Origin of the sequence: Kribbella soli (assembly GCF_004331345.1) — a bacterium.
In the GTDB taxonomy this organism is placed as follows: domain Bacteria; phylum Actinomycetota; class Actinomycetes; order Propionibacteriales; family Kribbellaceae; genus Kribbella; species Kribbella soli.
This window is the reverse complement of sequence record NZ_SJJZ01000005.1, coordinates 202712-225093: the sequence shown is the minus strand read 5'-3', so window position 1 is coordinate 225093 and position 22382 is coordinate 202712. Positions and strand designations below refer to the sequence as shown.

Here is a 22382-nt window from a genome sequence, read left to right as displayed (position 1 = left end):
CCATATGGGGTTGGCAGAACGTTGTGAACCGGGTCACCATGCAGCCATGCCCGATGCCGGAAGACCGAAGTCGCCGCTGACCTTGTCGGTGCCCGAGCGGACCGCGCTCAGCCAGCTCGCGGCCGCCCCGCGGACCAGTGCCGCGATGCGGCTGCGGGCCCGGATCGTGCTGGCCAGCGCCGAGGGACGCTCGAACAAGGCGGTCGCGGACCTGCTCGAGGTCACCCCGGGCACGGTCGGCAAATGGCGCCGGAGGTTCCTCCGGATGGGCATGGCCGGCCTCGACGACGGGATGCGCAGCGGACGGCCGCGAATGGTCGACCGGGTGCAATTAGGTGCCGTTGCGACAACATCGATGGCCGATTCCGGACATCGCCCCTCGACCCGCGAGCTGGCGGCGGCGTACGGCGTCTCGCAGTCGACGGTCTCGCGGCGGCGCCGGGAGGAGGTCCAGCACTACCGCTCCGGTGCTGGAATTAGTGTGGCGACCGGCCATCCCGCTCCGCCGCCGCCCAGTGACCCAGAGTTGCTGTCCGATCGAGTGCACGAGGCGATCCGCGGCTGGATCCTGTCCGGCGAGCTGGCGCCTGGGATGCGTGTGGTCGAGTCCGAGATCGCCCGGGTGCTCGGCACCAGCCAGACCCCGGCCCGGGAGGCGGTACGGCGGCTGGCCCACGAAGGACTCGTCACGTACCGGCCGCGGCTGGGGAACTTCGTCACCGAGATCTCGCAGGTCGAGGCCCGGGAGGCGCGGGAGGTCCGCGTACTGCTCGAGTCCGCTGCTGCGCGCCGGGCGACCGGGCACGCGCCGCCGGAGGAGCTGGACCTGCTCCGGATCGAGGTGCAGCGGATGATCGAGGCAGCCGGCCACCACGACATCGGCGCGTTCCGCGAGGCGGACCTGCGGTTCCACCGGCAGGTGCTGGCGACCAGCGGCAACTCGATGCTGCTGCGCGTGTGGCGGACCCTGGAGCCGGCGCTGTGGAGCCTGCAGGTGGTGTCGAACGCGATGTACGCCGGCGACTGGGGTCTGATGGCACGCCGTCACCTGGACCTGATCGAGGTGCTCGCCGGCACCGACCCCGAGGACTCCGCCCGCCTGTTCGCCGCTCACGCCCGCGGCGAAAGCTCCATCACCAGACCAGCCGGCCACCATGATTGACGCCCACGTCCACGTCTGGGACCTGACCCGACGCCGCCTCCCCTGGCTGGCTCCCGACCACCCCCTCCGCCGCAACTTCACCCTCTCTGGTGTAGCTGACGGCCAACTGGTGCTGGTGCAGGCGGATGCTGATCCGGCCGAGGTGGTTGATCTGCTGGCGCTGGCTGAGCAGAGCCCGGCTGTGGTTGGCGTGGTGGGCTGGTTCGATCTGCTCGACTTCCCGGACCGGCTGCCGGACGACCCGCTGCTCGTCGGTGTGCGCAGTCCACCGGTCGACCAGACCGATCCCGACCTGCTGACAGCTCCCGCGCATGTGCGCGGAGTGCGGGCCGCCGCCGACGCCGGCCTCGCTATCGACCTCCTGCTCCGCCCCTCCGCCCTCATCGGTGCCGCCCGGCTTGCTTCCGCCGTACCGGACGCCCGTCTCGTTCTCGACCACCTCGGCAATCCGACAGCTGCGACCGCCGAGTGGCGGTCCGGGATGCAGGCCCTCGCCGAGTGCCCGAACGTGACCGTCAAGCTCTCCGGCACCGCCCACCTCGCGACCGACGACCTCCGCGCACTGGTCGACGTCGCCCTCGAACTCTTCGGCAGTGAACGGTTGCTGTTCGGCTCGGACTGGCCCGTGTGCACGCTGGCCGCCACCCGCGCCGAGGTGATCCGCCGTACCACCGCACTGCTGCCACCCGCCACGCACAACGACGTGTTCCGTGGCACCGCCCAGCGCATCTACCGCTCCAGGGAGACCGCCCCATGACCCAGTACACCCGCCGCCAGGTCCTCAGGACCGCCGGCGCCGCGGCCGGCACCGCAGTCGTCGCCGGCTCGCTCACCAATCCCCTGACCGCCGGCGCCGTCGACTCACCGCCCGGCAGCGACACCAACCCGCTGAAGCTCTGGTACACCCAGCCCGCCACCGAGTGGCTCCAGGCACTTGCCATCGGCAACGGCCGCCTCGGTGCCATGGTGTACGGCGGCACCGCGACCGAGCAGCTGCAGCTGAACGAGGACTCGATCTGGGCCGGTGGTCCGCACCAGTACGACGACCCGGTCGGCAAGGACGTCCTCCCGGAGATCCGGCGGCTGATCGCCGAGGAGAAGTACCTCGACGCGCAGAACCTCGCCGACGAGCACTTCATGGGACTCCCGCACGAGCAGATGCAGTACCAGCCGGTCGGCTACCTTTCGCTGGCCTTTCCGGGCGTCGACGCGACCGCGGTCACGGCATACCGGCGGGAGCTCGACCTGACCACGGCGATCACGTCGGTCAGCTACGAGCACGCAGGGGTGCGCTACACGCGGGAGGTGTTCGTCAGCCATCCCGCACAGGTACTGGTGATGCGGCTGACGGCCAGCCAGCGCGGTGCGCTCACGTTCGACGCGACGTACAGCACGGAGCAGGCCGCGACACCGGCGGCGTACGACAAGCAGACCCTGGCGCTCAACGGGATCAGCGGCGACGCCGAGGGACTGACCGGTTCGGTCAAGTTCTGCGCGCTGCTCCGCGCGTTCACCGACGGCGGCAGCACGACGGTTGCTGACGGCAAGCTCTCGGTCGCCGGTGCCGACGAGGTCACGCTGCTGTTCTCGGTCGGCACCAGCTACCGCAACTACCTCGACGTCGGCGCGGACCAGGTCGCTCGCGCCGTCGCACCGCTGGCCGCGGTCGGTCGCCCGGCGTACGGCGCGCTGCGGCACCAGCACGTGGACGACTACCAACGGCTCTTCGGCCGCCTCGATCTGGACCTCGGTACGTCGGACTCGATCGCGCTGCCGACCGACCAGCGGGTCACGGCGTTCCGCAACGGCGGCGACCCGCAGCTGGCCGCCCTGTACTACCAGTTCGGCCGGTACCTGCTGATCTCCAGCTCCCGCACGCCGGGCCAACCCGCGAACCTGCAGGGCATCTGGAGCTACAAGATGCTGCCCGAGTGGCAGTCCAAGTTCACGCTCAACATCAACGCCGAGATGAACTACTGGCCGGCAGGTCCGGCGAACCTTGCGGAGTGCTGGGACCCGCTGTTCCAGATGATCGGTGAGCTCTCCGAGTCCGGCGCCCGCACCGCGGCCGCCATGTACGACGCACCTGGCTGGGTAGCGCACCACAACACGGACGGGTGGCGCGGGACCGCACCGGTCGACTTCGCGTACTACGGTGTCTGGCCGACCGGCGGTGCGTGGCTGTCGCTGCTGTTCTGGGAGCGGTACGAGTACACCGGCGACCTGGAAATGCTGCGGAAGTACTACCCGGTCCTGCGTGGCTCTGTGGAGTTCTTCCTCGACCAGCTGCAGACCGACGCCAAGACGGGGTGGCTGGTGACCAGCCCGTCGCACTCCCCCGAGGTCAAGCACCACGACTACGACAACGTCGGTGTGAGCATGTGCGCAGGTCCGACCATGGACACTGAGATCCTGCACGACCTGTTCAAGGTGTTCGGGCAAGCGACTGCGGTGCTTGGTGTCGACAGCGCGATGGCCGCTGCCGCCGCGGACGCACGGTCGAAGCTGGCACCGATCCAGATCGGGTACCTCGGCCAGATCCAGGAGTGGCTGATCGACTGGGAGGAGGCCGCCCTGGAGACGAGTCGACATGTCTCCCACCTGTGGGCCGTGTTCCCCAGCGACCAGGTGACACCACGCAGTACGCCGGAACTCGCCGACGCGGCCCGCAAGTCGCTGGAACTGCGCGGTCCGGCCGTGACCGCCGGCTGGTCGCTGGCGTGGAAGCTCAACCTCCGCGCCCGGCTGCTCGAGCCGGACAACGCGTACAAGCACCTGACCCAGTTGCTGGCTCCTGGCCGTACCGCGCCGAACATGTTCGACCTGCACCCGCCGTTCCAGATCGACGGGAACTTCGGCGGCGTCTCCGGGATCACCGAGATGATCATGCAGAGCCACTCCGGCGAGATCGCCCTGCTCCCGTGTCTGCCGACGGCGTTCCCGACCGGGAGCGTGCGGGGCATGCGTGCGCGCGGCGGCTTCGACCTGGAGTTCTCGTGGTCCGGCGGGAAGTTGACCAAGGCAACGATCCGGTCGCTGCTCGGCAACCGGCTGCGGCTGCGGACCGGCGCGCAGGTGGACGTGAAGTCGTCCATCGGCCCGGTGGCCTTCGCTCGCCCGGAGGACGGCGTTGTCGAGTTCCGCACCCGCCGGGGCGTCGACTACTTCATCGAGGTGCGCCCGTGACTGCACTTCGATTGACGATGCCGTTGCTGATTGCGTTGCTCACTGTCGGCGCCACCTCTGCCCCAGCTGCCAGTAGTGCGCCTTCTGAGCAGGGGACGACCGCGTGGCGTGACGGTGCGCTGCAAGGCGACACTGCAGGGTTGGTGTCGCGGTCCGACCTCGTCCAGGAGGGCCCGGCATGGCGCTCGTACCAGGCGATGCCGCTCGGGAACGGTGTGCTCGGTGCTTCGGTCTGGGCCGAGAAGGGCTACAGCGCGCAGCTCAACCGCGTGGACACGTTCCCGGACCTCAAGTCCGCCGGGCGTCTCGTCGTACCCGGTCTGGATTCGCTGATGCGTTCCGACGACTACAGCGGCCGGTTGGCGCTGTACGACGGTCAGGTCGTGCAGAGCGGTGGCGGACTTACTGCGCGCTCCTACGTACGTGCTGACGCCGACCAGTTCGTTCTGGAGGTGACTGGTGCGGATCCTTCGAAGGTGCAGACCGCTGACCTGAAGTTGTGGGCCGGGCGCACGCCGGCAGTCAGTGCAGTCGGTGGGATTGCTGCGCTCGCGGAGACGTTCCACGACGAGGCGTCCGGCAGCATCACCGGTGCGGTTGCTGCTTTGACCGCACAGGCCCAGGGCGTCACCGCGTCGGTGGTGGACCCGTTGACGGTGCGGCTCACGTTCCGGCCTCGTGCGGACGGCAGTTTCCGGCTCGTGGTCGGCGTACCGTCGTACCGCGGTGGAGAGCTGCGGGCAGCCGCGCGACGTGCTGTCGTCGAGTCGCCCAGTCATCACCTCGCCTGGTGGCACGCGTTCTGGGAGAAGGCGGCGCCGATGCGGATCACGTCGGCGGACGGGTCCGGTGAGTACGTCGAGAACCTGCGGACACTGCAGCTGTACACGATGGCCGCGTCGATGCGCGGCGACGTACCGAGCACGCATGGTGCGGTGGTGCGGATGTTCTCGTCGTCGGGAGACCAGGCGGACTGGGCGCAGGACTCGTACTGGCACTTCAACCTGCGCATGCTGGTGTCCGCGAACCTCGGTGCGGGGATCGGTGAGCTCAACTCGCCGTACTTCAAGTTCTACCTGGACCGTGCCGAGCTGATGCGCGAGTGGACGCGAACACACTGGATCGGCGGCGAGGGACTCTGCCTGCCGGAGTTCATGCGGTACGACGGCACCGGCGACGGCTGCGACAACATGCAGGAGCCCAGCTGGACACGGCGGATCCTGACCAGCGGGCCGGAGCTGGTGAACAACATCTGGCAGCAGTACCGGTACACCGGCGACAAGGCACTGCTGAACCGGAGCTACCCGCTGATGCGGGACGTGGCACGGTTCTACCTGTCGGCCATGACCACTGGTGCGGACGGCTACCTGCATCTGGAGCACGTGAACGCTCTGGAGGTGCAGTGGGACACCAGCGACCCGGTGCCGGACATGGCTGCGATGCGGGTCATCTTCCCCCTCGTTGCCGACCTGGCGACATCGCGTGGCGATACGGCGCTGGCTGCGCAGTTGCGAGACGCAGTGGGCAAGCTGCCGCCGTTCCGGACCGTTCAGCGAGGCGGCGAGGAGGTGCTGGCGTGGTCCGGTACCGACGAGGAGTCGCACAACACGCAGAACCCGGAGATGGAGGCGCTCTGGCCGTGGGGCGTGTTCGACGAGACGTCCGAGTTGATGCAGGCGACGTACCGGCAACGGGTTTACCCGCAGGACAAGGACTGGGGCATGGACTCCACCTGGGCCGCCCGGCTCGGTCTCTCGGACGAGGTGAAACGCCTGCTGCTGAAGGGGATCGCGGACTTCCAGATCTACCCGAACGGCTTCACCGTCCACCGCACCGGCCAGGAAGCAGTCCGGAACCGCAGCTTCTACAACGAGTGGGGCGGCGTACTGACAACCGGCCTGCAGGAGGCGCTGGTCCAGTCGTACGACGGGGTTGTCCACGTCGCGCCCGCGTGGCCGCGTGACTGGGACGTGGCAGGGTCTGTGCAGATCGAAGGCGGGCACCGGATCAGCACCGAGGTACACGACGGCGTACCGAACGTGGTCGGCATCCAGGCCGGCAGCCGCGACACGTTGAAGCTGCGCAACCCCTGGCCAGGCCAGCAGGTCCGCGTGGTCGGCTCTGACGGACGGGTCGTCGTCGGTGGAACCAGTGCCGACATCGTCAATCTGCGGACGGCTCCTGGCGCGTCGTACACGCTCGAGCGCGTCGCCGTACCGCTGTCGTCCTTCACCTTCGCACCACTCACCGGTCAGCCGGCGTCTGCTGTCAAGACGGTCGGCAACCGGGTACTGGGCATCACGCGGAGCGAGCCGCCGCTGCTGAGCGACCTGGTGTCAGTGCAGTCGCCGGAGAAGCTGACCAACCTCGTCAAGGCTCAGGTCGGTGCGCCTGTCTACGTGGATCGCAGCTACACGGTCAGTGAGCTGCCTGGTTCGTTGAACGGTCAGGCCTTGGTACAGGGCTCCAACGACGACTCCAAGGCGACCACACCACCGGACTACCTGACACTCAACCTGACCCGGCCGGCGACCGTGTACGTCGCCTTCGACCCCCGCGGCGAGAACGTGTGGTGGCCGTCGTGGCTGTCCTCGTTCACTCGCACTGGCGAGACAGTGGGGACCACCGACCAGCGCCTGGTCCTCTTCAAACGCGACGTACCCGCTGGGCAGGTTGTTTTGGGCCCGAACTCCGGTGTGGCGGGCAAGGGGAACTCCACCTACATCACGTTCGTGGTATCACGCTGAGCATGTTCAACCACGCGCCCGACGGCTACGACTGCCCGTTCTGCCGACTGGCCGCCGGCGGCGAGGACCACCTCACGGCGCAGCACGACATCGTGCTGCGCCGTGAGCACGCACTCGCCTTCGTAGCCTCCCGCTGGTGGCCCAACAACAAGGGCCACGTCCTGGTGGTCCCGACCGCCCATCACGAGAACCTGTACGACCTGCCCCCGGAATCCGGCCACGCCGTCCACGACATCGTCCGCGAAATCGCCATCGCCATCCGCAGCACCTACAACTGCGAAGGAACCTCCACCCGCCAACACAACGAACCCGCCGGCTACCAAGACGCCTGGCACTACCACGTCCACGTCTTCCCCCGCTACCCCAACGACAACCTCTACAACACCCGCCACCTCGACTCCCCCGCCACTCCCGACCAACGAGCCCCCTACATCCACCGCCTCCAGTCCCACCTCAACCCCCACCACCCTTGAGCCGTGTTGCTAAAGGGAGTTGGTGAGCCGGGCGCACCCCCAGATTTCGGTGTCGAGCGCCGTCTCACAGCATGGATCACGCCTCCCGCCTGCGACAGTGCGGCCGTGTCCATCTCGCTGCGTAAACTGCTGGCTCGTGTTCCTGTCCGTGACGTCAAAGCGCGCACTGACGGTTACCCGTTCGATCCGAAGGACTGAGCTGTGCCTGACCGACCTGAGATTGTGTGCATCTGCGGCTCTATCCGGTTCGTGGACGAGATGCGCACGGCGAACCGTGACTTGACCCTTGCAGGCGCCATCGTCGTCGCGCCAGGCGTCTTCCTGCGCGCCGAGGATCCCGAAGCAAACGAGTTGATCACCAACGAGCAGAAGACCGCGTTGGGCGCCCTCCACCTGCGCAAGATCGACCTGGCCGACCGCGTTCTGGTCGTCAACCCCGGCGGGTATATCGGCGAGTCCACGAGCAGGGAGATCGCCTACGCCCGCGCCACCGGCAAGCCGATCTCGTTCACCGACCCCGCCTGACCAGTCGACGCTTCGTGGCGTGGACTCCCAATGCGGTCAGACAAGACTGCCCGAAACCACCACTCCGGCCAGTGCCTCGCAGCCACACTCCACTGGGTCCAGACCTCTAGCAACACGGCCGAGGCCGGTGCAGTCTCAGGGCGGTTCAGCTGGGTGCCACTCCCAGTCCCGGAGAACATCGCCCGCCACACCCACCCCGCGGACCTGTGCGGCGCACTCTCCTTGGAAGCTCAGACAGACGCTGCCCGGCCAACGCAGCACCTTCCCGACACGACCCACAAACACCACCTCCCAGGTACGGCGTCCTCCGACCACGAACTCCCCGGGCCACGGCACGCCTCGCGCACAGCACGCCCCGCGCACAGCACGCCCCGGCGCAGGACACGCCCCGCGCACACCCCGCCACGCCTCGGCACAGGACACGTCCCGGGGACAGCACGCCGCGCACGGCACGCCCCGGCACAGGACACGTCCCGGACATGCGCGACGCGCTGGCTGGCGGGCTGGCGGGCCGGCGGGGGATCGCGCAGACACGGTGGGTCAGATTGTGGCGAAGGATGGCGGGCCAGCACCGGACTCATTCGGGGCGCGCTCACCCCAGACCGCGAACCGGGCCGCTTCCGCGCGTGTCAGTTCGTCGGCGTGCCAGCGGCTCGGCCTGACACCCGGTGTGGTGGCTGCGGGCGCGGCGGTCCCACCCCACGGATCGCCCGCTGGGGTTGAGGTCTGGGGCCCCGGAGTGCCCTCGGACGTGAGTCTGCCGTCCGCTGGATCAGAGCGCGTGGACCGCTCACCCGGCGGCTCGTGCGCTCGCGATGCGTCGTCCGGTGGACCCGAGGGCGTCGCGGGTTCAGCCGGCGGCTCGTGTGCTCGGGGTGCGTTGTCCGGTGGTTTGCGTGGACGGCGGGGTGGTGGGTCGGCCCAGGCGGGCCTGGCTACGTGGACCTCGCCGTTGGTGATGGTGACGGTCCAGTGGCCCTGATGCAGATCGGTGTGGTGGCGGCGGCACAGCAGCGCCAGGTTGGAGGTCTTGGTTTCGCCGCCATCGATCCACGAGATCAGGTGGTGTGCATCGCACAGGATCGGTGGAGCTCCGCAGACGACACAGCCGCGGTCGCGGGTGTTCAGGGCTCTGCGCATCGCGCGGGTGACCAGCCGCTCGCAGCGGCCGACATCCAGCGGTTCGGAGTTTGAGCCGAGCACGATCGGGATGACCTTCGCATCACACGCCAGCCGGCGGATCGTGGCTGCGGACAGTCCGTTGCTGTAGACGGTCTGCCCGATCGCGTCCGCGGTGGCTGCCTTCAGATCTTCCAGGTCGATGGTGACGGTGAGGTTCGCCTTCGCACCGAACCCAGGCACCACGTCACCACCCACACCAGCACCCGCACCCGCCACCACACCAGCGGCCGCACCGGCCTGTTGGCCGGCTACCGCAGCACCGTCCGCACCGCGGCCCTGGCCAGCTGCTGCCCCACCGTCCGAGTCGACATCCGAGCCGTGCGCCGTGGCGTCGTGGGTCGCGGCGCCCGCCGTGGTCACGTCCGGCGTCGTCACGTCCGCCGTTGCGGGGTCCGCCGTTGTGGTGGCCGAGGTGGTGTTGTGGGCGGCGGTGTCTGGCGTCTCGGTGTCCCGTGTAGTGGGTTGTGCGGTGGGGCGGGGGATGGTGGGACTCGGGGTGCCTGCGTCGAGGGCGGTGGCGGCGAGGGTCAATGTGGTGGTGAGGGCGTCGGCTTGGCGCTTTTCGCGGGAGCGGGGGTCGGGGTCGCCGTCGAGGGTTTTGTGGGGGCGGGCTCCGGCGACGATCATGGTGCGGAGGAGTTCGGCGTTCTCGTTGGCGAGGTAGCCCTTGAATTTGACGCCGCGGTCGGCGGTGGTGAGGGTGAGGGTTTCGCGGGCGGCCGCCTTGTGTTCTTCGGGTTCGGGGCCGTCGGTGTCGAGGATGTCGCGGGACTGGTCGGCGGCCTTGCGCAGGTCGATCGGTGCCAGGTGGCGGGCGAGGCGGACCAGTTCTTGTTCGGCGAACTCGAGGTCGGCGACCGGCACCGTCGTCGGGACTTTCTCCAGGGCGGTCACGATCGCTTCGGCCTGCGCCGGCCGCAACACCACCTCAGGAATCTGTCCGTCGTCGGCCACATCGAGGTTGGGCAGGGCGGCGGTGACCGCCGCATACTTCGGCAGGGCTCGGGCGAGGCGGACGTCGCGGTAGGCGCGGGAGTGGTCGAGGCGGTAGCGGAACTCCAGGTACTGGACCATGTCGCGGGCGCCGGCCTGTTCGGCGTACCCGGACTTGTCCATCGCCGCGACGATCCGCAGCCGGCGGGTCTCGATGCGGGCCAGGTCGGCGTCGGCCTGGTCGAGAGCGCGCACCAGCTCGCTGTCGCTCATCAACTCAGGCGGCCTGTCCATGCATCAAAGCCTAGACACCCCCACCGACAGTTTCAAAGCCACAACCCCTTATTTTCAACGAGATTCGTGCAGCTCTCAACTGTATGGGTGGAATCCGAGAGTGAACGTGTAGGGCGCTACTTCGAGGGTGTGTTGCTGGGTGGCGGGTGGTCCGCAGGAGGCTGAGCCCAGGCCGTTCTGGGCCAGGTCGAGGTTCAGGTAGATGTGGTCGTGGGGGGTGAGGTCCGAGCGGTGGCGGGCGCGTTCCAGGTCTTCGGTGGTCCAGCGGCGGGCGGTGAGCTGGAAGTTCGGCGTACCGCTCACTCGGAAGCCGTTGCCCTTGGCATCGGTCAGTTCGGCCCAGCGTACGTCGACGCGGGAGCCGTTCTCCTGCGGTACGACGTACGGCGTCTGCAGCTCGTCGACGGTGCGTCGATACCGTCCCACTCGGGCCGCCTCGCGACTGTCGGCGTACGCCTCGCCCGGGCCGCCGCCGTACCACTGCACGTTCTCCAGCTCCTTGGGCAGCGTCAGCCGTACGCCGACGCGCGGCCAACTGCTGCAGCGTGGTGTGACCGCTGTGCCGGCCCACTCTCCCTCCGGCTGTACGTCGACGGTTAGCTGGAGGCTGTGTTGGTCGGCGGTCCAGCGGTACGTCGTATGCACGCTGAGGCCGAGGCCTTCGGGGGCCACCCTCGTACGGACGATGAGCTCGTTGTCCTGCACTTCGACGGCGTCGACGCGGTGTAGAAGGCGGTCGAGTCCGGCGGCGCGCCACTCCTGGGTGACGCCGTTCCGGCCGCCCTGGCCGTTGTCGTTGTCGGTCGGGGCACGCCAGAGGTCCAGCTCGGGTCCGTCGACCACCTGTCCGAACAGGCGGGTCAGCTTGCCGGTACGACGGTCGAACTCACCTCCACCGAGTGTGAGCAGGTCCCCGCTGTCCACCACAGGAGCGCTGTGCACCACAGGTGCCGCTGCGGGAGCGGGTTGTTCCAGCACGAACTGCGCCCAGGCAACCTCGTGCCCTGCAGTAGCCCACGCCGTGTCCTTCGCCAGCACCGCACGCACGGTCAACACCCGCTCTCCACTGGAAGGTGAAGAGGCCGCACGTAAAGCAGGTGCGGCGGAGTGGGCGGTGGATGGGAGGGGGATGGTGGTGGATTGGCCTGGGGGGATGGATGGGAGGGGGAGGTGGCCGGTGGCTAGTTCTTGGCCGTTTTGTTCGAGGGTCCAGTGGAACTGCAAGTCCGTGGTGTCTGTGAAGGTTCGGTGGTTGTGGATGGTCAGCGGGTCGGGGCCGGTGATGCGTACTGGCTCCAGGACCTTCTTGTATTCGGTGAGGCCCGGGGACGGGGTTCGGTCGGGGAAGAGGAGGCCGTCGATGCAGAAGTTGGTGCCGTGGAGGCGTTCGCCGAAATCGCCGCCGTATACATGATCGGTTGCGCCGGGCAACAGCAGGCCGTGGTCGATCCACTCCCAGAGGAAGCCGCCCTGCAGGCGCGGGTAGTGCTCGAGGATCCGCTGGTAGTCGGCCAGCCCGCCCGGACCGTTGCCCATGGCATGCGCGTACTCGGCCAGGATGAACGGGAGGGCTCGCCGTCGCGCCTCCAGCTCGGGATGTTCCGCGGTCTCCTCCGGTACGTCCTCCGTCCGGGTCCCGATCGCCTCGAGATCCTCCAGCGGCGGGTACATCAGGCTGTAGAAGTCCGAGAACTCGTACGTCCGGTCCCGCTCGTAGAACACGGCCCGGTCCGGGTCCCGTTGTCGCGTCCAGGTCGCGAGCTCGCCGAAGTTCCGGCCGCGGTGGCTCTCGTTGGCCAGCGACCAGATCACGACGCTCGGATGGTTCTTGTCGCGCTCGACCATTCGGCGCATCCGGTCGAGCATCATCGGCGCCCAGTCCGGGTCGTCGGCCGGGTTGCCGCGCCAGTCGGTGTAGATGAAGCCGTGGGTCTCGATGTCGCACTCGTCGATCACCCAGAGCCCGAGTTCGTCGCACAGGTCCAGGAACGCCGGATGCGGTGGGTAGTGCGCGGTCCGTACGGCGTTGATGTTGTGCTGCTTCATCAGCACGAGGTCCTGCCGCATCGCGTCGACCGTCATCGCCCGGCCGCGCCGCTCGTCGTGTTCGTGCCGGTTCACGCCGCGGAAGAACAGCGGCTGCCCGTTCGCGGTGAACAGCTCGTCGACCATCGCCACGGTCCGGAAGCCGATCCGCAGCGCGGCCGTCTCCCCCGGCACCTCGACCGTCGCGTCGTACAGCCGCGGCAGCTCGGCCGACCACGGCTCGACCTCCCTGATCGTCACCGGCACACCGGGCTCAACGACCACCCCAAGCTCCGGCACCCGCACAACCGCACCCAGCACCGACTCCGACCCTGTGCCCGACGTGACGTCGACTCGTAGCGTCCCGGCGCCTGTCAGGTGGTCGTACGACGCGTGCACGAAAACGTCGTCGATCAACGGGCGCGCGAGCAGGGTCACGTCCCGGAAGATGCCCGGCAACCACCACATGTCCTGGTCCTCGAGGTATGAACCCGACGACCACTGATGGACCCGCACGGCCAGCGTGTTCCGTCCCGGTCGCAGCAACTGCCCGACCGTGAACTCGCTCGGCAGCCGGCTCCCCTTCGCGGTCCCGACCTCAGTGCCGTTCACCCAGACCTTGAAGCACGAGTCGACACCCTCGAAGCGCAGTACTGCGCCGTCGATCGGCCAGTCGTCCGGCAGCTCGAACGTCCGGACGTGGTCGCCCGTCGGATTCGCGTCCGGCGCGTACGGCGGATCGATCGGAAAGGGAAACGCGGTGTTGGTATACCGCGGCCGGTCGTGGCCCTGAAGCACCCAGTGCCCAGGAACGGTCAGCTCGCACCAGTCCGCCTCGACCTTTGGCATACCATCCGGCGCGCTCTCCCAGAGCTTGAAGTTCCAGCGCCCGTTCAGGCTGATCTGCGGCCGTGACGACCGCAACCACGCCCGCGGTTCGCGCGCCCCGGTGCTCGGCGTCAGATCCTCGAAGTACCTCACTGCGCCTCCTTGAGCACCCGAACGTCCCACGGCCCCAACTCAACCCGCGCCAGCGTGACTTGCCCCGACTCCACAGGCACGAGCGGCACAACAGCCATCGGCGGCTCGACGACCACTGCCGTTCCCGACCAGTTGTGGACGAACCACAGCCGCTCCCCCGCCGCGTTCACCGCCGACAGCGCGGTCACCGACGGAGCCCACAACCGCGACTCCCCATACAGCGCCCCATACAGCGCCGCAACCAAAGCGCGATCCGGCACCGTCCCGACGTACGTCACCCGCCCCGCACCGAATCGCTTGCTGGTGACGATCGGCCGACGCCCAGTCGGATGCTCGTACGACGCCAGTACGTCGGCATCGTCGACGAGCAACGTCTCCGCCCATCGCGTCGCGTGCCCGGCCAACCCACTCACCGGCATCTCGGCCTCCAGGTTTTCGAACTCCTGGTATGCCAGTCCGGCAGCCTCCCGCAACCGTGGCGGCGCGACCTCAGGACGCGGCCGCGCCTCCAGATCTGCGTACCCGGTCCGCGGCCCAACGATCAGATGCCCGCCGTCCCGTGCATACGAGACCAACCGATCCAGCACCGCGTCCGACGCGACGTAAAGCCCCGCAGCAACAACCACCGGAGCCGACAACGCAGCCTCGAGCCGCTCGACCGGCACCACCCCAGGTCGCAACCCGGCGTCCAGAATCCCCGAGTAGAAGGCCTCAACGATCGTCCGGTACGACGCCTTGTCCGGTATACCGCCCGGCGTTGCCAACGGCGGCTGGCACTGCATCGCCCAGTCGCTCTCGTTCGACCACAGCACCGCAACGTCGACATCAGGCGTCAGATCCACCACCGACGACCCAGCCGCCGCCAACTCGGCACCGATCGCAGCGATCTCGCGGTATACCCGTCCCGGCTCCAAATCGTGCCCGAGAATCCCGCCCCAGAACGTCTCCGCCCCGTGATGGATCGTGTGCCAGTGCCAGTACTCGACCATCCGCGCACCACGCGACACCATCCCCCACGCGAGCTGCCGGAGCTGCCCGTCGTACGGCGGCCGGTTCTGGTGCGAACCGCCGATCGACGTCGCGTTCGTCTCGGTCACCAGGAACGGCTCCCCGCGCGACCCGTAGACCCGATCCGCGGCCAGGAACAGCTCGGCGACGCTCCGCCCGATCCACCCCGGCTCCAGCCGGGACGCTGAAGCCGGCCGCGCCAACCCGTCCTGGACGTCGACATACATGTTGCCCGCCGCAACGTCCAGCTGCGACGTCAGCGGTACGTCGGCGACCGCCGGCCGGTCGTACGCGAGACACGTCGTCACGAACTGCCCCGGGCGCCGCAACCCCCGCAGCAGCGAAGCCTGCCACCCGATGAACTCGGAAGTCCGCGCCGCCTGGAACCGCCGCCAGGCCAAGTCGTACGACGGCGTACTGTTGCCGTCCGGCCGCCACAGCTCGGACCAGTCGCTCAACCGATGCGACCAGTATGTCAACCCCCACGCCTCGTTCAGCGCCTCGACATCGCCGTACTTCCGACGCAGTCGAGCCACAAAGTCCGAGAACGCGGACGCGTTGTGGGCCAGCAGGACACCGGGCTCGTTGTCGACCTGGTACCCGATCACCGCCGGATGGTCGCGGTACCGCTCCACGATCCGCCGCACCACCCGCTCCGCATGGAACAGGAACGCAGGCTGCCCGTAGTCGATCTCCTGCCGGATCCCCCACGGCACCGGCACGCCGGTAGACCGCTCGGCCGCGATCTCCGGGTGCGCGCGTTGCAGCCACGGCGGTACGGCGTACGTCGGCGTTCCGAGGATCACGCCGATCCCGCGGTCGTGAGCACCGTCGAGAACCGGGCGGATCCATTCGAGGTCGAAGACGCCGTCCCGTGGTTCCCAGGTCGACCAGACCGACTCACCGACACGGATGGCGGTGATGCCGGCCGCAGCCATCAGGTCCAGGTCGGTCGGGACCCGATCACCGAGCGAGCGCGGCAGGTACTCCGGGTAGTAGGCCGTCCCCAGCACGACATGTGGCGGCAGCATGCGCCAACGCTAACCGACACCACGACACTCGTGCAATCGTTTGCACAAAGGGAATCGCGTGCAGAGGAATCGCACACCGACAAGTTACGCGCGAGGAGTTGGCGCGCAGGGCCTCAGCTCGCCCGGATCCGGGCCCGCCGTCGAGCCGGGCCGGTGCTGGCGCGCACCACGAGCTCCGGCGTGAGCAGGTCCGGCGCGGGCCAGTCGGCGCCGCCGAGCCGCTTCGTGAGCTGCTCCCAGGCCAGTTCGCCCAGCTTCGCCCGCTCGTTGCGCAACGAGGTCAAGGGCGGCCGCGAGTACGCCGCGATCGGAATGTCGTCGTACGACGCGACCGACAGCTCGGACGGCACTTCGACGCCGTTGTCGTACATCCAGCTCAGCAAGCCGATCCCGACCAGGTCGTTGAACGTGATCACCGCGGTCGCCCGGCTGTGCAGGACGGTCGGACCGGCGTCGTACCCGTGGTTGCCGGACCAGCCCCCGTCGATCTCGTCCAAAGTCACATCGAGCGCACGCGCCGTACGACGCAGCGTGCGCCGGCGCTCTCCGTCGGACCAGGAGGTCGCTGGACCGCCGACGTACAGCACCCGGCGATGGCCGAGACCAGTGAGATGCTCAAGCAGCAATCGCGAAGCGGCGCGGTAGTCGATCGCGACCACACCGGCGTTCTTCACGGTGCGGTTGATGCAGACCACGGGCACCGGCTGCGCCAGCGCCTTCTCCAGTCCGGCGCGGGTCAGTCGCGAGCTACAGAGCACCAGGGCGCCAGAGTAGTCGACGAGCTCGTCGACGAGGCGCAACTCCTCGGCCGGGTCCTCACTGCTCTCGCCGATCAGCAGCCGGTACCCGCCGGCGCGCGCGGCGGCATTGAGACCCTTCAGGACCTCGGAGAAGAACGGGTTGGTCAGGTCCGGCACCGTCACGCCGACCGTCAGCGGGCGGCCGAGCTTGAACTCCTGCGCCCGCTTGTCGGCGCGATATCCCAGCTGGCCGGCCACCGCGCGCACATGCGCGACCACCTCGGGCGAGATCAGGTCGGAACCGTTCAGCGCCCGCGACACCGTCGAGACCGAGGTACCGGCCTCGCGTGCCACGTCGATCAACCGAACCCGTTCCGCCACTGTCTTCCCTTCAGCCCTGGTGACCTTACGTCTGGCCGATCCACACGTTCCGGATCGTCACGTCGTCGGCGTACTGTACGACAGCTTCCGCCGCGACCTCGTCGAACCGGCTGTCGGTGATAGCCACCGAGGTGATGTGCTTCGTCTCCGCCCCCACGATGCGGTACGCCCGCTCGGCCCGGGCCACCCGGACCCGATCGAAGCGGATGTCGCGCACGTCCGGGAACAGGGACTGGTCGCCACCTCCCTGGTAGCTGAAAGTAACCTCCAAAGGACGATACATCCAGGCCCGCGAATCCACGTCGCGGACATCGACATTGTGCACATAGCCACCGCGGGTCGAGGTCGACTTCACGCAGAGCAGCCATTGCAGGTACGCCTCGTCCGCGGCCGGGTCGGCCGGCGCGTGCAAACGGCGTACGAACACGTCCTCGACGCCGCCGCTCATCTCGCTACCCACAGCCACCGCGGCGCCACCGCTGAGGAACGTGCAGTCCTCCACGATGATCCCGCGCGACGGGCGCCCGAGCCGGCGGCCGTCGGCGTCCCGGCCGGACTTGATCGCGATGCAGTCGTCGTGGGTCGCGAACGTGCAGTCGCGGATCAGTACGTCGGTGCAGGACTCCGGATTGCAGCCGTCGCCGTTCGGGCCGAGGTTGCTGACGGTGACGCCCCGGACCGTCACGTTGCGGCACTCGAGCGGATGGATCGTCCACATCGGCGAGTCCTTGACGGTCACGCCCTCGATCAGCACGTTCGTGCAGCGGAACGGCTGGATGAAGCTCGGACGGAGGTAGTGGCCCGCACCGAAGACGCGCTGCTCGACCGGGACCTGCTCGTTGTTCATCCGCTCCAGCTCGCCCCAGTCGGCGCGCTGGTTCGGCAGACCGGTGTGCCAGCCGTACTGCCCGCTGCCGATCAGGTACCACCAGTGCTCGTTGTCGCCGGCGCCGTCGAGGACGCCCTTGCCGGTGATGCCGATGTCGGTCTGCCCCTCGGCGCGGATCAGCGACGAGTAGTTGTACACCTCGACGCTCTGCCACCGCGTCCGCACAACGGGCAGGTACGCCGCCGGGTCGGTGCTGAACCGTAGCGTCGCGCCTTCCTCCAGGTGCAGGTCGACGTGACTCAGCAGGTTGATCGCTCCGGTCTGCCACACCCCCGGCGGTACGACGACATGCCCGCCGCCGGCGTGATGACAGGCGGAGATCGCGGCGGCGATCCCCGCGGTCGCGTCGTCGGGTGTCGCGCCGTACGCCGTGATCGGGAACCAGGCGTCCCGGAACCGCGGCGGCCGGATCCGCGACCTGACCAGACCTTCGATCCCCGGATCAGCGGCGGCCGCGGGCAGTCCGATGCCTGCAGCAACCACTCCTCCGAGGGAGACACCGAGCAGCTGACGACGAGTGGGACGCATGAGCGGAGAACCTTCCTCAGGGACGGATGAGGTAAAGCTTTGCCCGCAAGTATCCAAGAGATTCGGGGCCGGTCAAGCCCTCATCCACAGCCAGCCGTTGACAGCCTGACGCTCTCCGGGCACGATCGGTTGCAATCGTTTGCACCAAGGAGCCGCGGATGACCGCCCCCGTTAGTCGCCGTACTGTCCTGCTCGCCGGTGGAGCTGCTCTCGCCGGTGGATCCCTGCTCGGCGGCGGTACCGCCCCGGCCGCCGCCGAAACCGCACCGGACGCGCAAGTTGCCGCGATCCTGCGAAGGATCTGCCCGCCCCGGTTCCCGGACCGCTGGTACGACGTGACCGACTTCGGCGCCGTCGGCGACGACGCGACCGACTGTACGGCGGCACTCCGCGCGGCGATCGAGACCTGTCACCGGCGCGGCGGCGGACATGTCGTCGTACCGGCGGGTGACTACCGGACCGGCGCCGTACACCTGCTCAGCCGCGTCGACCTGCACCTGGCAGCCGGCGCGCGACTGGCGTTCAGCCAGGACCCCGCGGCGTACCTCCCGGTCGTCGCGACGCGTTACGAGGGGACGGAGTGCTACAACTACTCCGCCTTCGTCTACGCGTACGGTCAGCGCGACATCGCGGTCACCGGTCAGGGCGTGCTCGACGGCCGTGCCGACGCGACGCACTGGTGGGACTGGACCGGCGGGCCGCCGCCGAACGAAGGGCCGGACAAGACGCTGCTGATCCAGATGGCCGCGGCGGGCGTTCCGGTCGAGGAGCGGGTGTTCGGCGCGGGTCACAATCTCCGGCCGAACCTGCTGCAGTTCAACCGCTGCGAGAACGTGCTGCTCGACGGCATCACGGTCAAGGACTCGCCGATGTGGAACATCCACCCGGTGCTGTGCCGCAACGTCACGATCCGCGGCGTCACCGTCGACAGCCCGGACGGCCCGAACAACGACGGCATCGACCCCGAGTCGTGCACCGACGTCCTGATCGAGAACTGCACGATCTCCACCGGCGACGACTGCATCGCGTTCAAGTCCGGCAAGGACGCCGACGGCCGCCGGGTGAACGTGCCGGCCCGGTACGCCGTCGTCCGGAACTGCGAGATGGCCGACGGGAACGGCGGCGTGACGGCCGGCAGCGAGACCAGCGGCGGCGTGATGGACATCTTCGTCCGCGACTGCCGGATGAGCAGCCCGCATCTCGAGCGCGCGATCCGGATCAAGAGCAACCCGGACCGCGGCGGGACGATCACCAACATCGACGTACGCCGGGTGACGGTCGGGCAGGCCGCCGACTCGGCGATCGAGATCGTGCTCAACTACGCCAACGTGACGACCGGGGCGTACCCGCCGGACGTGCACGGCATCACGATCAGCCAGCTCACCGTGGCGTCCGCGCCGCGTGCCCTCAACCTGCTCGGCCTCACCGACGACCCGCTGCGGGACATCCGCCTGCACCAGTGCCGCTTCGACGCGATCACCGAGGACAACGTGATCGAGAACGTCGAGGGCCTGCGCCTGGACCAGGTGTGGATCAACGGCGCCCCCGTCGACAACTGAAGGAGCCCCCCATGGACAACCTGAGCCGCAAGAACTTCCTCCGCCTGGGCGCCGCCGCCGCGGCGTCAACCGCTGCCGTCGCCGCCGGCTCTGCCCCGGCGGAGGCAACCACTGCAGCCGAGGCAAGCCCCCTGGATACTGGACCTGGCTGGGGGCACGTCGGTGAGATCCTGCGCAACACCCGCCCGCCGCAGTTCCGCGCTCGCGACTTCTCGATCAGTACCTTCGGGGCGATCGCCGACGGCACCACCCTCGCCACGGACGCGATCGCGAAGGCGATCGACGCCTGTCACCGCTCCGGCGGCGGGCGCGTCGTCGTACCGGCCGGCACCTTCCTGACCGGCGCGATCCATCTGAAGTCCAACGTCAACCTGCACGTCTCGGACGGCGCGACACTGCTCTTCAGCACCGACCCGGCGCAGTACCTCCCGGTCGTGCTGACGCGCTTCGAGGGCCAGGAGTGCATGAACTACTCGCCCTTCATCTACGCGCGCGACTGCGAGAACATCGCTGTCACCGGCAACGGCACCCTCGACGGCGGCGCGACCTGGGACAACTGGTGGTCCTGGGTCACCCCGTCCGGCCCCGACGCCCAGGCGCTGCAGCAGATGGCGGCGGACGGCGTACCGGTCGCGGAGCGGGTGTTCGGCGACGGGCACCATCTGCGCGCCGCGTTCATCGAGACGCAGTCCTGCCGCAACGTGCTGATCGAGGGTCTGACGATCCTCCGGTCGCCGTTCTGGGAGATCCACCCGGTGCTGTCCCGCAACGTCACCGTCCGCGGCCTGCACATCGACAGCCGCGGCCCGAACAACGACGGCGTGAATCCGGAGAGTTCGCAGTACGTCCACATCCAGGACTGCACGCTCAACTGCGGCGACGACTGCATCGCGATCAAGTCCGGCAAGGGCGCCGACGGCCTGCGGATCAACGTGCCGTCGGAGAACATCCTGATCGAGAACTGCACGCTGAACATCCGGTACGGCGCGATCACGATCGGCAGTGAGATGACCGGCGGCGTCCGGAACGTGTTCGTCCGCAACTGCACGATCGGCAGCCCGAACCTGTACTTCGGCCTGTACATCAAGACGAACTCGGTCCGCGGCGGTTTCGCCGAGAACATCTACCTGCGCGACCTCGACATCTCGAACCTCACCAAGGAAGTCGTGTCCTGCAACTTCTACCGCAGCGAGGGCGACGTCGGCCCACTGACACCGCGGGTGCGGAACGTCGAGCTGCGCAACGTCAACGTCGGTCACGCCCGGAACGCGTTCTCGATCTTCGGGTACCCGCGGTCGCCGATCCAGGACTTCCGGCTGATCGACTGCACGTACACCAGCATCGACGCTGCGAGCTCGATCCAGGACACCGAGCTGACGTTCCAGAACTTCCACGTGAACGGTCAGCTGATCACCGATCCGGCACAGCTCCTGTGACCGCGGGCTGGGCGGAAGCCGACCGCATCCTGGCCGACGTCCGGCCGCCTGTCTTTCCTGCTGTCGACTTCCCGATCACGTCGTACGGCGCGGTCGAAAGCGACGCCGGTCCGGGGATCGCGGCCGCCATCCGGGCATGCCACGAGTCCGGTGGCGGGCGCGTCGTCGTACCGCCCGGAAACTGGCATACCAAAAAGATCCACCTGCTGTCGTACGTCGAACTGCACGTCAGCGAGGGCGCCACGCTGCTCTTCAGCACCGATCCGGCCGACTACCTGCCGGTCGTGGAGACCCGGTACGAGGGTCTCGAGGTGCTCAACCACTCCCCCATGATCTACGCGAACGGCTGCACCGACATCGCGATCACCGGCACTGGGACACTCGACGGGCAGGGATCGTGGGACACGTGGTGGCGGTGGTTCCGCGAGTGCGACGAGGACTTCAAACGACTACGCGAGCAGAGCTGGTACGGCGTACCGCTGGCGGACCGTGATGCCGGCGACCGGCTCCGGTCGTCGTTCGTGCAGCCGTACAACTGCACGAACGTGCTGATCGAGGGCGTGACCGTCGTTCGTTCACCGTTCTGGCAGATCCACCCGGTGCTGTGCCGCAACGTCACGATCCGGGACCTGGTCATCGACTCGCAGGGACCGAACAACGACGGCATCGACCTCGAGTCATGCCGCTCGGTCGTCGTCTCCGGGTGTGTCATCGACGCCGGCGACGACTGCATCGCGCTCAAGTCCGGTCGCGAGGCGGACGGCCTGCGCGTCGACGTACCGACCGAGGACGTGCTGATCGAGGACTGCGAACTGCGGGTCAAGTACGGCGCGATCACGCTCGGCTCGGACCTCACCGGCGGCATCCGCAACGTGTACGTCCGCAACTGCCGGATCGGCGGACCGTACTTCGCCCTGTACATCAAGACGAATGCGGTTCGCGGCGGCTTCGTGGAGAACGTCTATCTGCGCGACATCACGGTCTCCGAGGTCTTGAAGGAAGTTGTCCAGTGCAACTTCCATCGCGGTGAGGGGGACGCCGGCCCGCTCACGCCGTACGTCCGGAACGTCGAACTGCGTGGTGTGAAAGTCGAGCACGCGCGCAACGCGCTCCTGCTCCGCGGCTACCGGAACTCCCGGATCGAGGCCTTCCGGCTGGTCGACTGCAATTTCACCGTCGACCAGCCGAGCACGGTCCAGCACGCAGCACTCACCTTCGACAACGTGACCGTGAACGGGCACTCGGTGAAAGACGTTCACCAGATCCGGTAGACGGAGGGGAGGTCCGCGGTCGCCCTCCCCT

At 68.3% G+C, this 22382-nt stretch carries 14 protein-coding genes; 9 read left to right on the top strand and 5 right to left on the bottom strand.

What is annotated here, in order from left to right:
* Positions 1-46: 46 nt before the first annotated feature.
* The 6 genes from E0H45_RS36775 (at position 47) to E0H45_RS36750 (ending at position 8093) form a co-directional block, all read left to right on the top strand.
* The gene (locus E0H45_RS36775; RefSeq protein ID WP_165546727.1) at positions 47-1162 is read left to right on the top strand and encodes an FCD domain-containing protein; all 1116 of its coding nucleotides are present in this window, start codon (positions 47-49) and stop codon (positions 1160-1162) included.
* Complete coding sequence (locus E0H45_RS36770) at positions 1155-1919, top strand: amidohydrolase family protein (RefSeq protein ID WP_131346421.1); 765 nt, start codon at positions 1155-1157, stop codon at positions 1917-1919. Before E0H45_RS36775 ends, E0H45_RS36770 begins: the two co-directional genes overlap by 8 nt.
* Positions 1916-4348, top strand: coding sequence for a glycoside hydrolase family 95 protein (locus E0H45_RS36765; RefSeq protein WP_131346420.1), 2433 nt, complete (start codon positions 1916-1918; stop codon positions 4346-4348). Before E0H45_RS36770 ends, E0H45_RS36765 begins: the two co-directional genes overlap by 4 nt.
* Positions 4345-7095: a glycosyl hydrolase family 95 catalytic domain-containing protein gene (locus E0H45_RS36760; protein WP_131346418.1), complete on the top strand. Its 2751-nt coding sequence runs from the start codon at positions 4345-4347 to the stop codon at positions 7093-7095. The genes E0H45_RS36765 and E0H45_RS36760 overlap by 4 nt, the downstream gene beginning before the upstream one ends.
* A 2-nt stretch (positions 7096-7097) precedes the next feature.
* Positions 7098-7568: an HIT family protein gene (locus E0H45_RS36755; protein WP_131346416.1), complete on the top strand. Its 471-nt coding sequence runs from the start codon at positions 7098-7100 to the stop codon at positions 7566-7568.
* Positions 7569-7826: 258 nt separating this feature from the next.
* Positions 7827-8093 (top strand): hypothetical protein, encoded by a 267-nt coding sequence (locus E0H45_RS36750; RefSeq protein WP_238155647.1) that lies wholly within the window; start codon positions 7827-7829, stop codon positions 8091-8093.
* A gap of 540 nt (positions 8094-8633) precedes the next feature.
* Here the strand turns inward: E0H45_RS36750 and E0H45_RS36745 are convergent.
* From E0H45_RS36745 to E0H45_RS36725, 5 genes are all read right to left on the bottom strand, one after another.
* The gene (locus E0H45_RS36745; protein ID WP_131346412.1) at positions 8634-10502 is read right to left on the bottom strand and encodes an HNH endonuclease signature motif containing protein; all 1869 of its coding nucleotides are present in this window, start codon (positions 10500-10502) and stop codon (positions 8634-8636) included.
* Between the two features lie 75 nt (positions 10503-10577).
* The gene (locus E0H45_RS36740) at positions 10578-13508 is read right to left on the bottom strand and encodes a glycoside hydrolase family 2 TIM barrel-domain containing protein (protein ID WP_202872700.1); all 2931 of its coding nucleotides are present in this window, start codon (positions 13506-13508) and stop codon (positions 10578-10580) included.
* Entirely contained in the window at positions 13505-15547 is a 2043-nt protein-coding gene (locus E0H45_RS36735; protein ID WP_131346408.1) for a beta-galactosidase, read from the bottom strand. The genes E0H45_RS36740 and E0H45_RS36735 overlap by 4 nt, the downstream gene beginning before the upstream one ends.
* A gap of 113 nt (positions 15548-15660) precedes the next feature.
* On the bottom strand, positions 15661-16668 hold the full coding sequence (locus E0H45_RS36730; protein ID WP_131346406.1) for a LacI family DNA-binding transcriptional regulator: 1008 nt from the start codon (positions 16666-16668) through the stop codon (positions 15661-15663).
* Between the two features lie 25 nt (positions 16669-16693).
* Entirely contained in the window at positions 16694-18085 is a 1392-nt protein-coding gene (locus E0H45_RS36725) for a glycoside hydrolase family 28 protein (RefSeq protein ID WP_131346404.1), read from the bottom strand.
* 158 nt (positions 18086-18243) lie between these two features.
* Between E0H45_RS36725 and E0H45_RS36720 the strand changes: the two genes are divergently transcribed.
* From E0H45_RS36720 to E0H45_RS36710, 3 genes are read left to right on the top strand one after another with little or no spacing between them, the layout of a single operon-like run.
* Positions 18244-19644 carry a glycoside hydrolase family 28 protein gene (locus E0H45_RS36720; protein WP_131346402.1) on the top strand — a complete coding sequence of 467 codons (1401 nt, stop codon included), beginning with the start codon at positions 18244-18246 and terminating at the stop codon, positions 19642-19644.
* 11 nt (positions 19645-19655) lie between these two features.
* A complete protein-coding gene (locus E0H45_RS36715; RefSeq protein WP_131346400.1) occupies positions 19656-21080 on the top strand; it encodes a glycoside hydrolase family 28 protein in 1425 nt (474 codons plus the stop codon).
* Positions 21077-22351, top strand: a complete 1275-nt coding sequence (locus tag E0H45_RS36710) for a glycoside hydrolase family 28 protein (protein ID WP_202872699.1) — start codon at positions 21077-21079, stop codon at positions 22349-22351. Before E0H45_RS36715 ends, E0H45_RS36710 begins: the two co-directional genes overlap by 4 nt.
* Positions 22352-22382 lie beyond the last annotated feature (31 nt).

Coding starts and splice junctions, on each gene's coding strand:
- E0H45_RS36775 (WP_165546727.1), top strand. CDS start 47: ATGCCCGATGCCGGAAGACCGAAGTCGCCGCTGACCTTGTCGGTGCCC.
- E0H45_RS36770 (WP_131346421.1), top strand. CDS start 1,155: ATGATTGACGCCCACGTCCACGTCTGGGACCTGACCCGACGCCGCCTC.
- E0H45_RS36765 (WP_131346420.1), top strand. CDS start 1,916: ATGACCCAGTACACCCGCCGCCAGGTCCTCAGGACCGCCGGCGCCGCG.
- E0H45_RS36755 (WP_131346416.1), top strand. CDS start 7,098: ATGTTCAACCACGCGCCCGACGGCTACGACTGCCCGTTCTGCCGACTG.
- E0H45_RS36750 (WP_238155647.1), top strand. CDS start 7,827: ATGCGCACGGCGAACCGTGACTTGACCCTTGCAGGCGCCATCGTCGTC.
- E0H45_RS36745 (WP_131346412.1), bottom strand. CDS start 10,502: ATGGACAGGCCGCCTGAGTTGATGAGCGACAGCGAGCTGGTGCGCGCT.
- E0H45_RS36735 (WP_131346408.1), bottom strand. CDS start 15,547: ATGCTGCCGCCACATGTCGTGCTGGGGACGGCCTACTACCCGGAGTAC.
- E0H45_RS36725 (WP_131346404.1), bottom strand. CDS start 18,085: ATGCGTCCCACTCGTCGTCAGCTGCTCGGTGTCTCCCTCGGAGGAGTG.
- E0H45_RS36720 (WP_131346402.1), top strand. CDS start 18,244: ATGACCGCCCCCGTTAGTCGCCGTACTGTCCTGCTCGCCGGTGGAGCT.
- E0H45_RS36715 (WP_131346400.1), top strand. CDS start 19,656: ATGGACAACCTGAGCCGCAAGAACTTCCTCCGCCTGGGCGCCGCCGCC.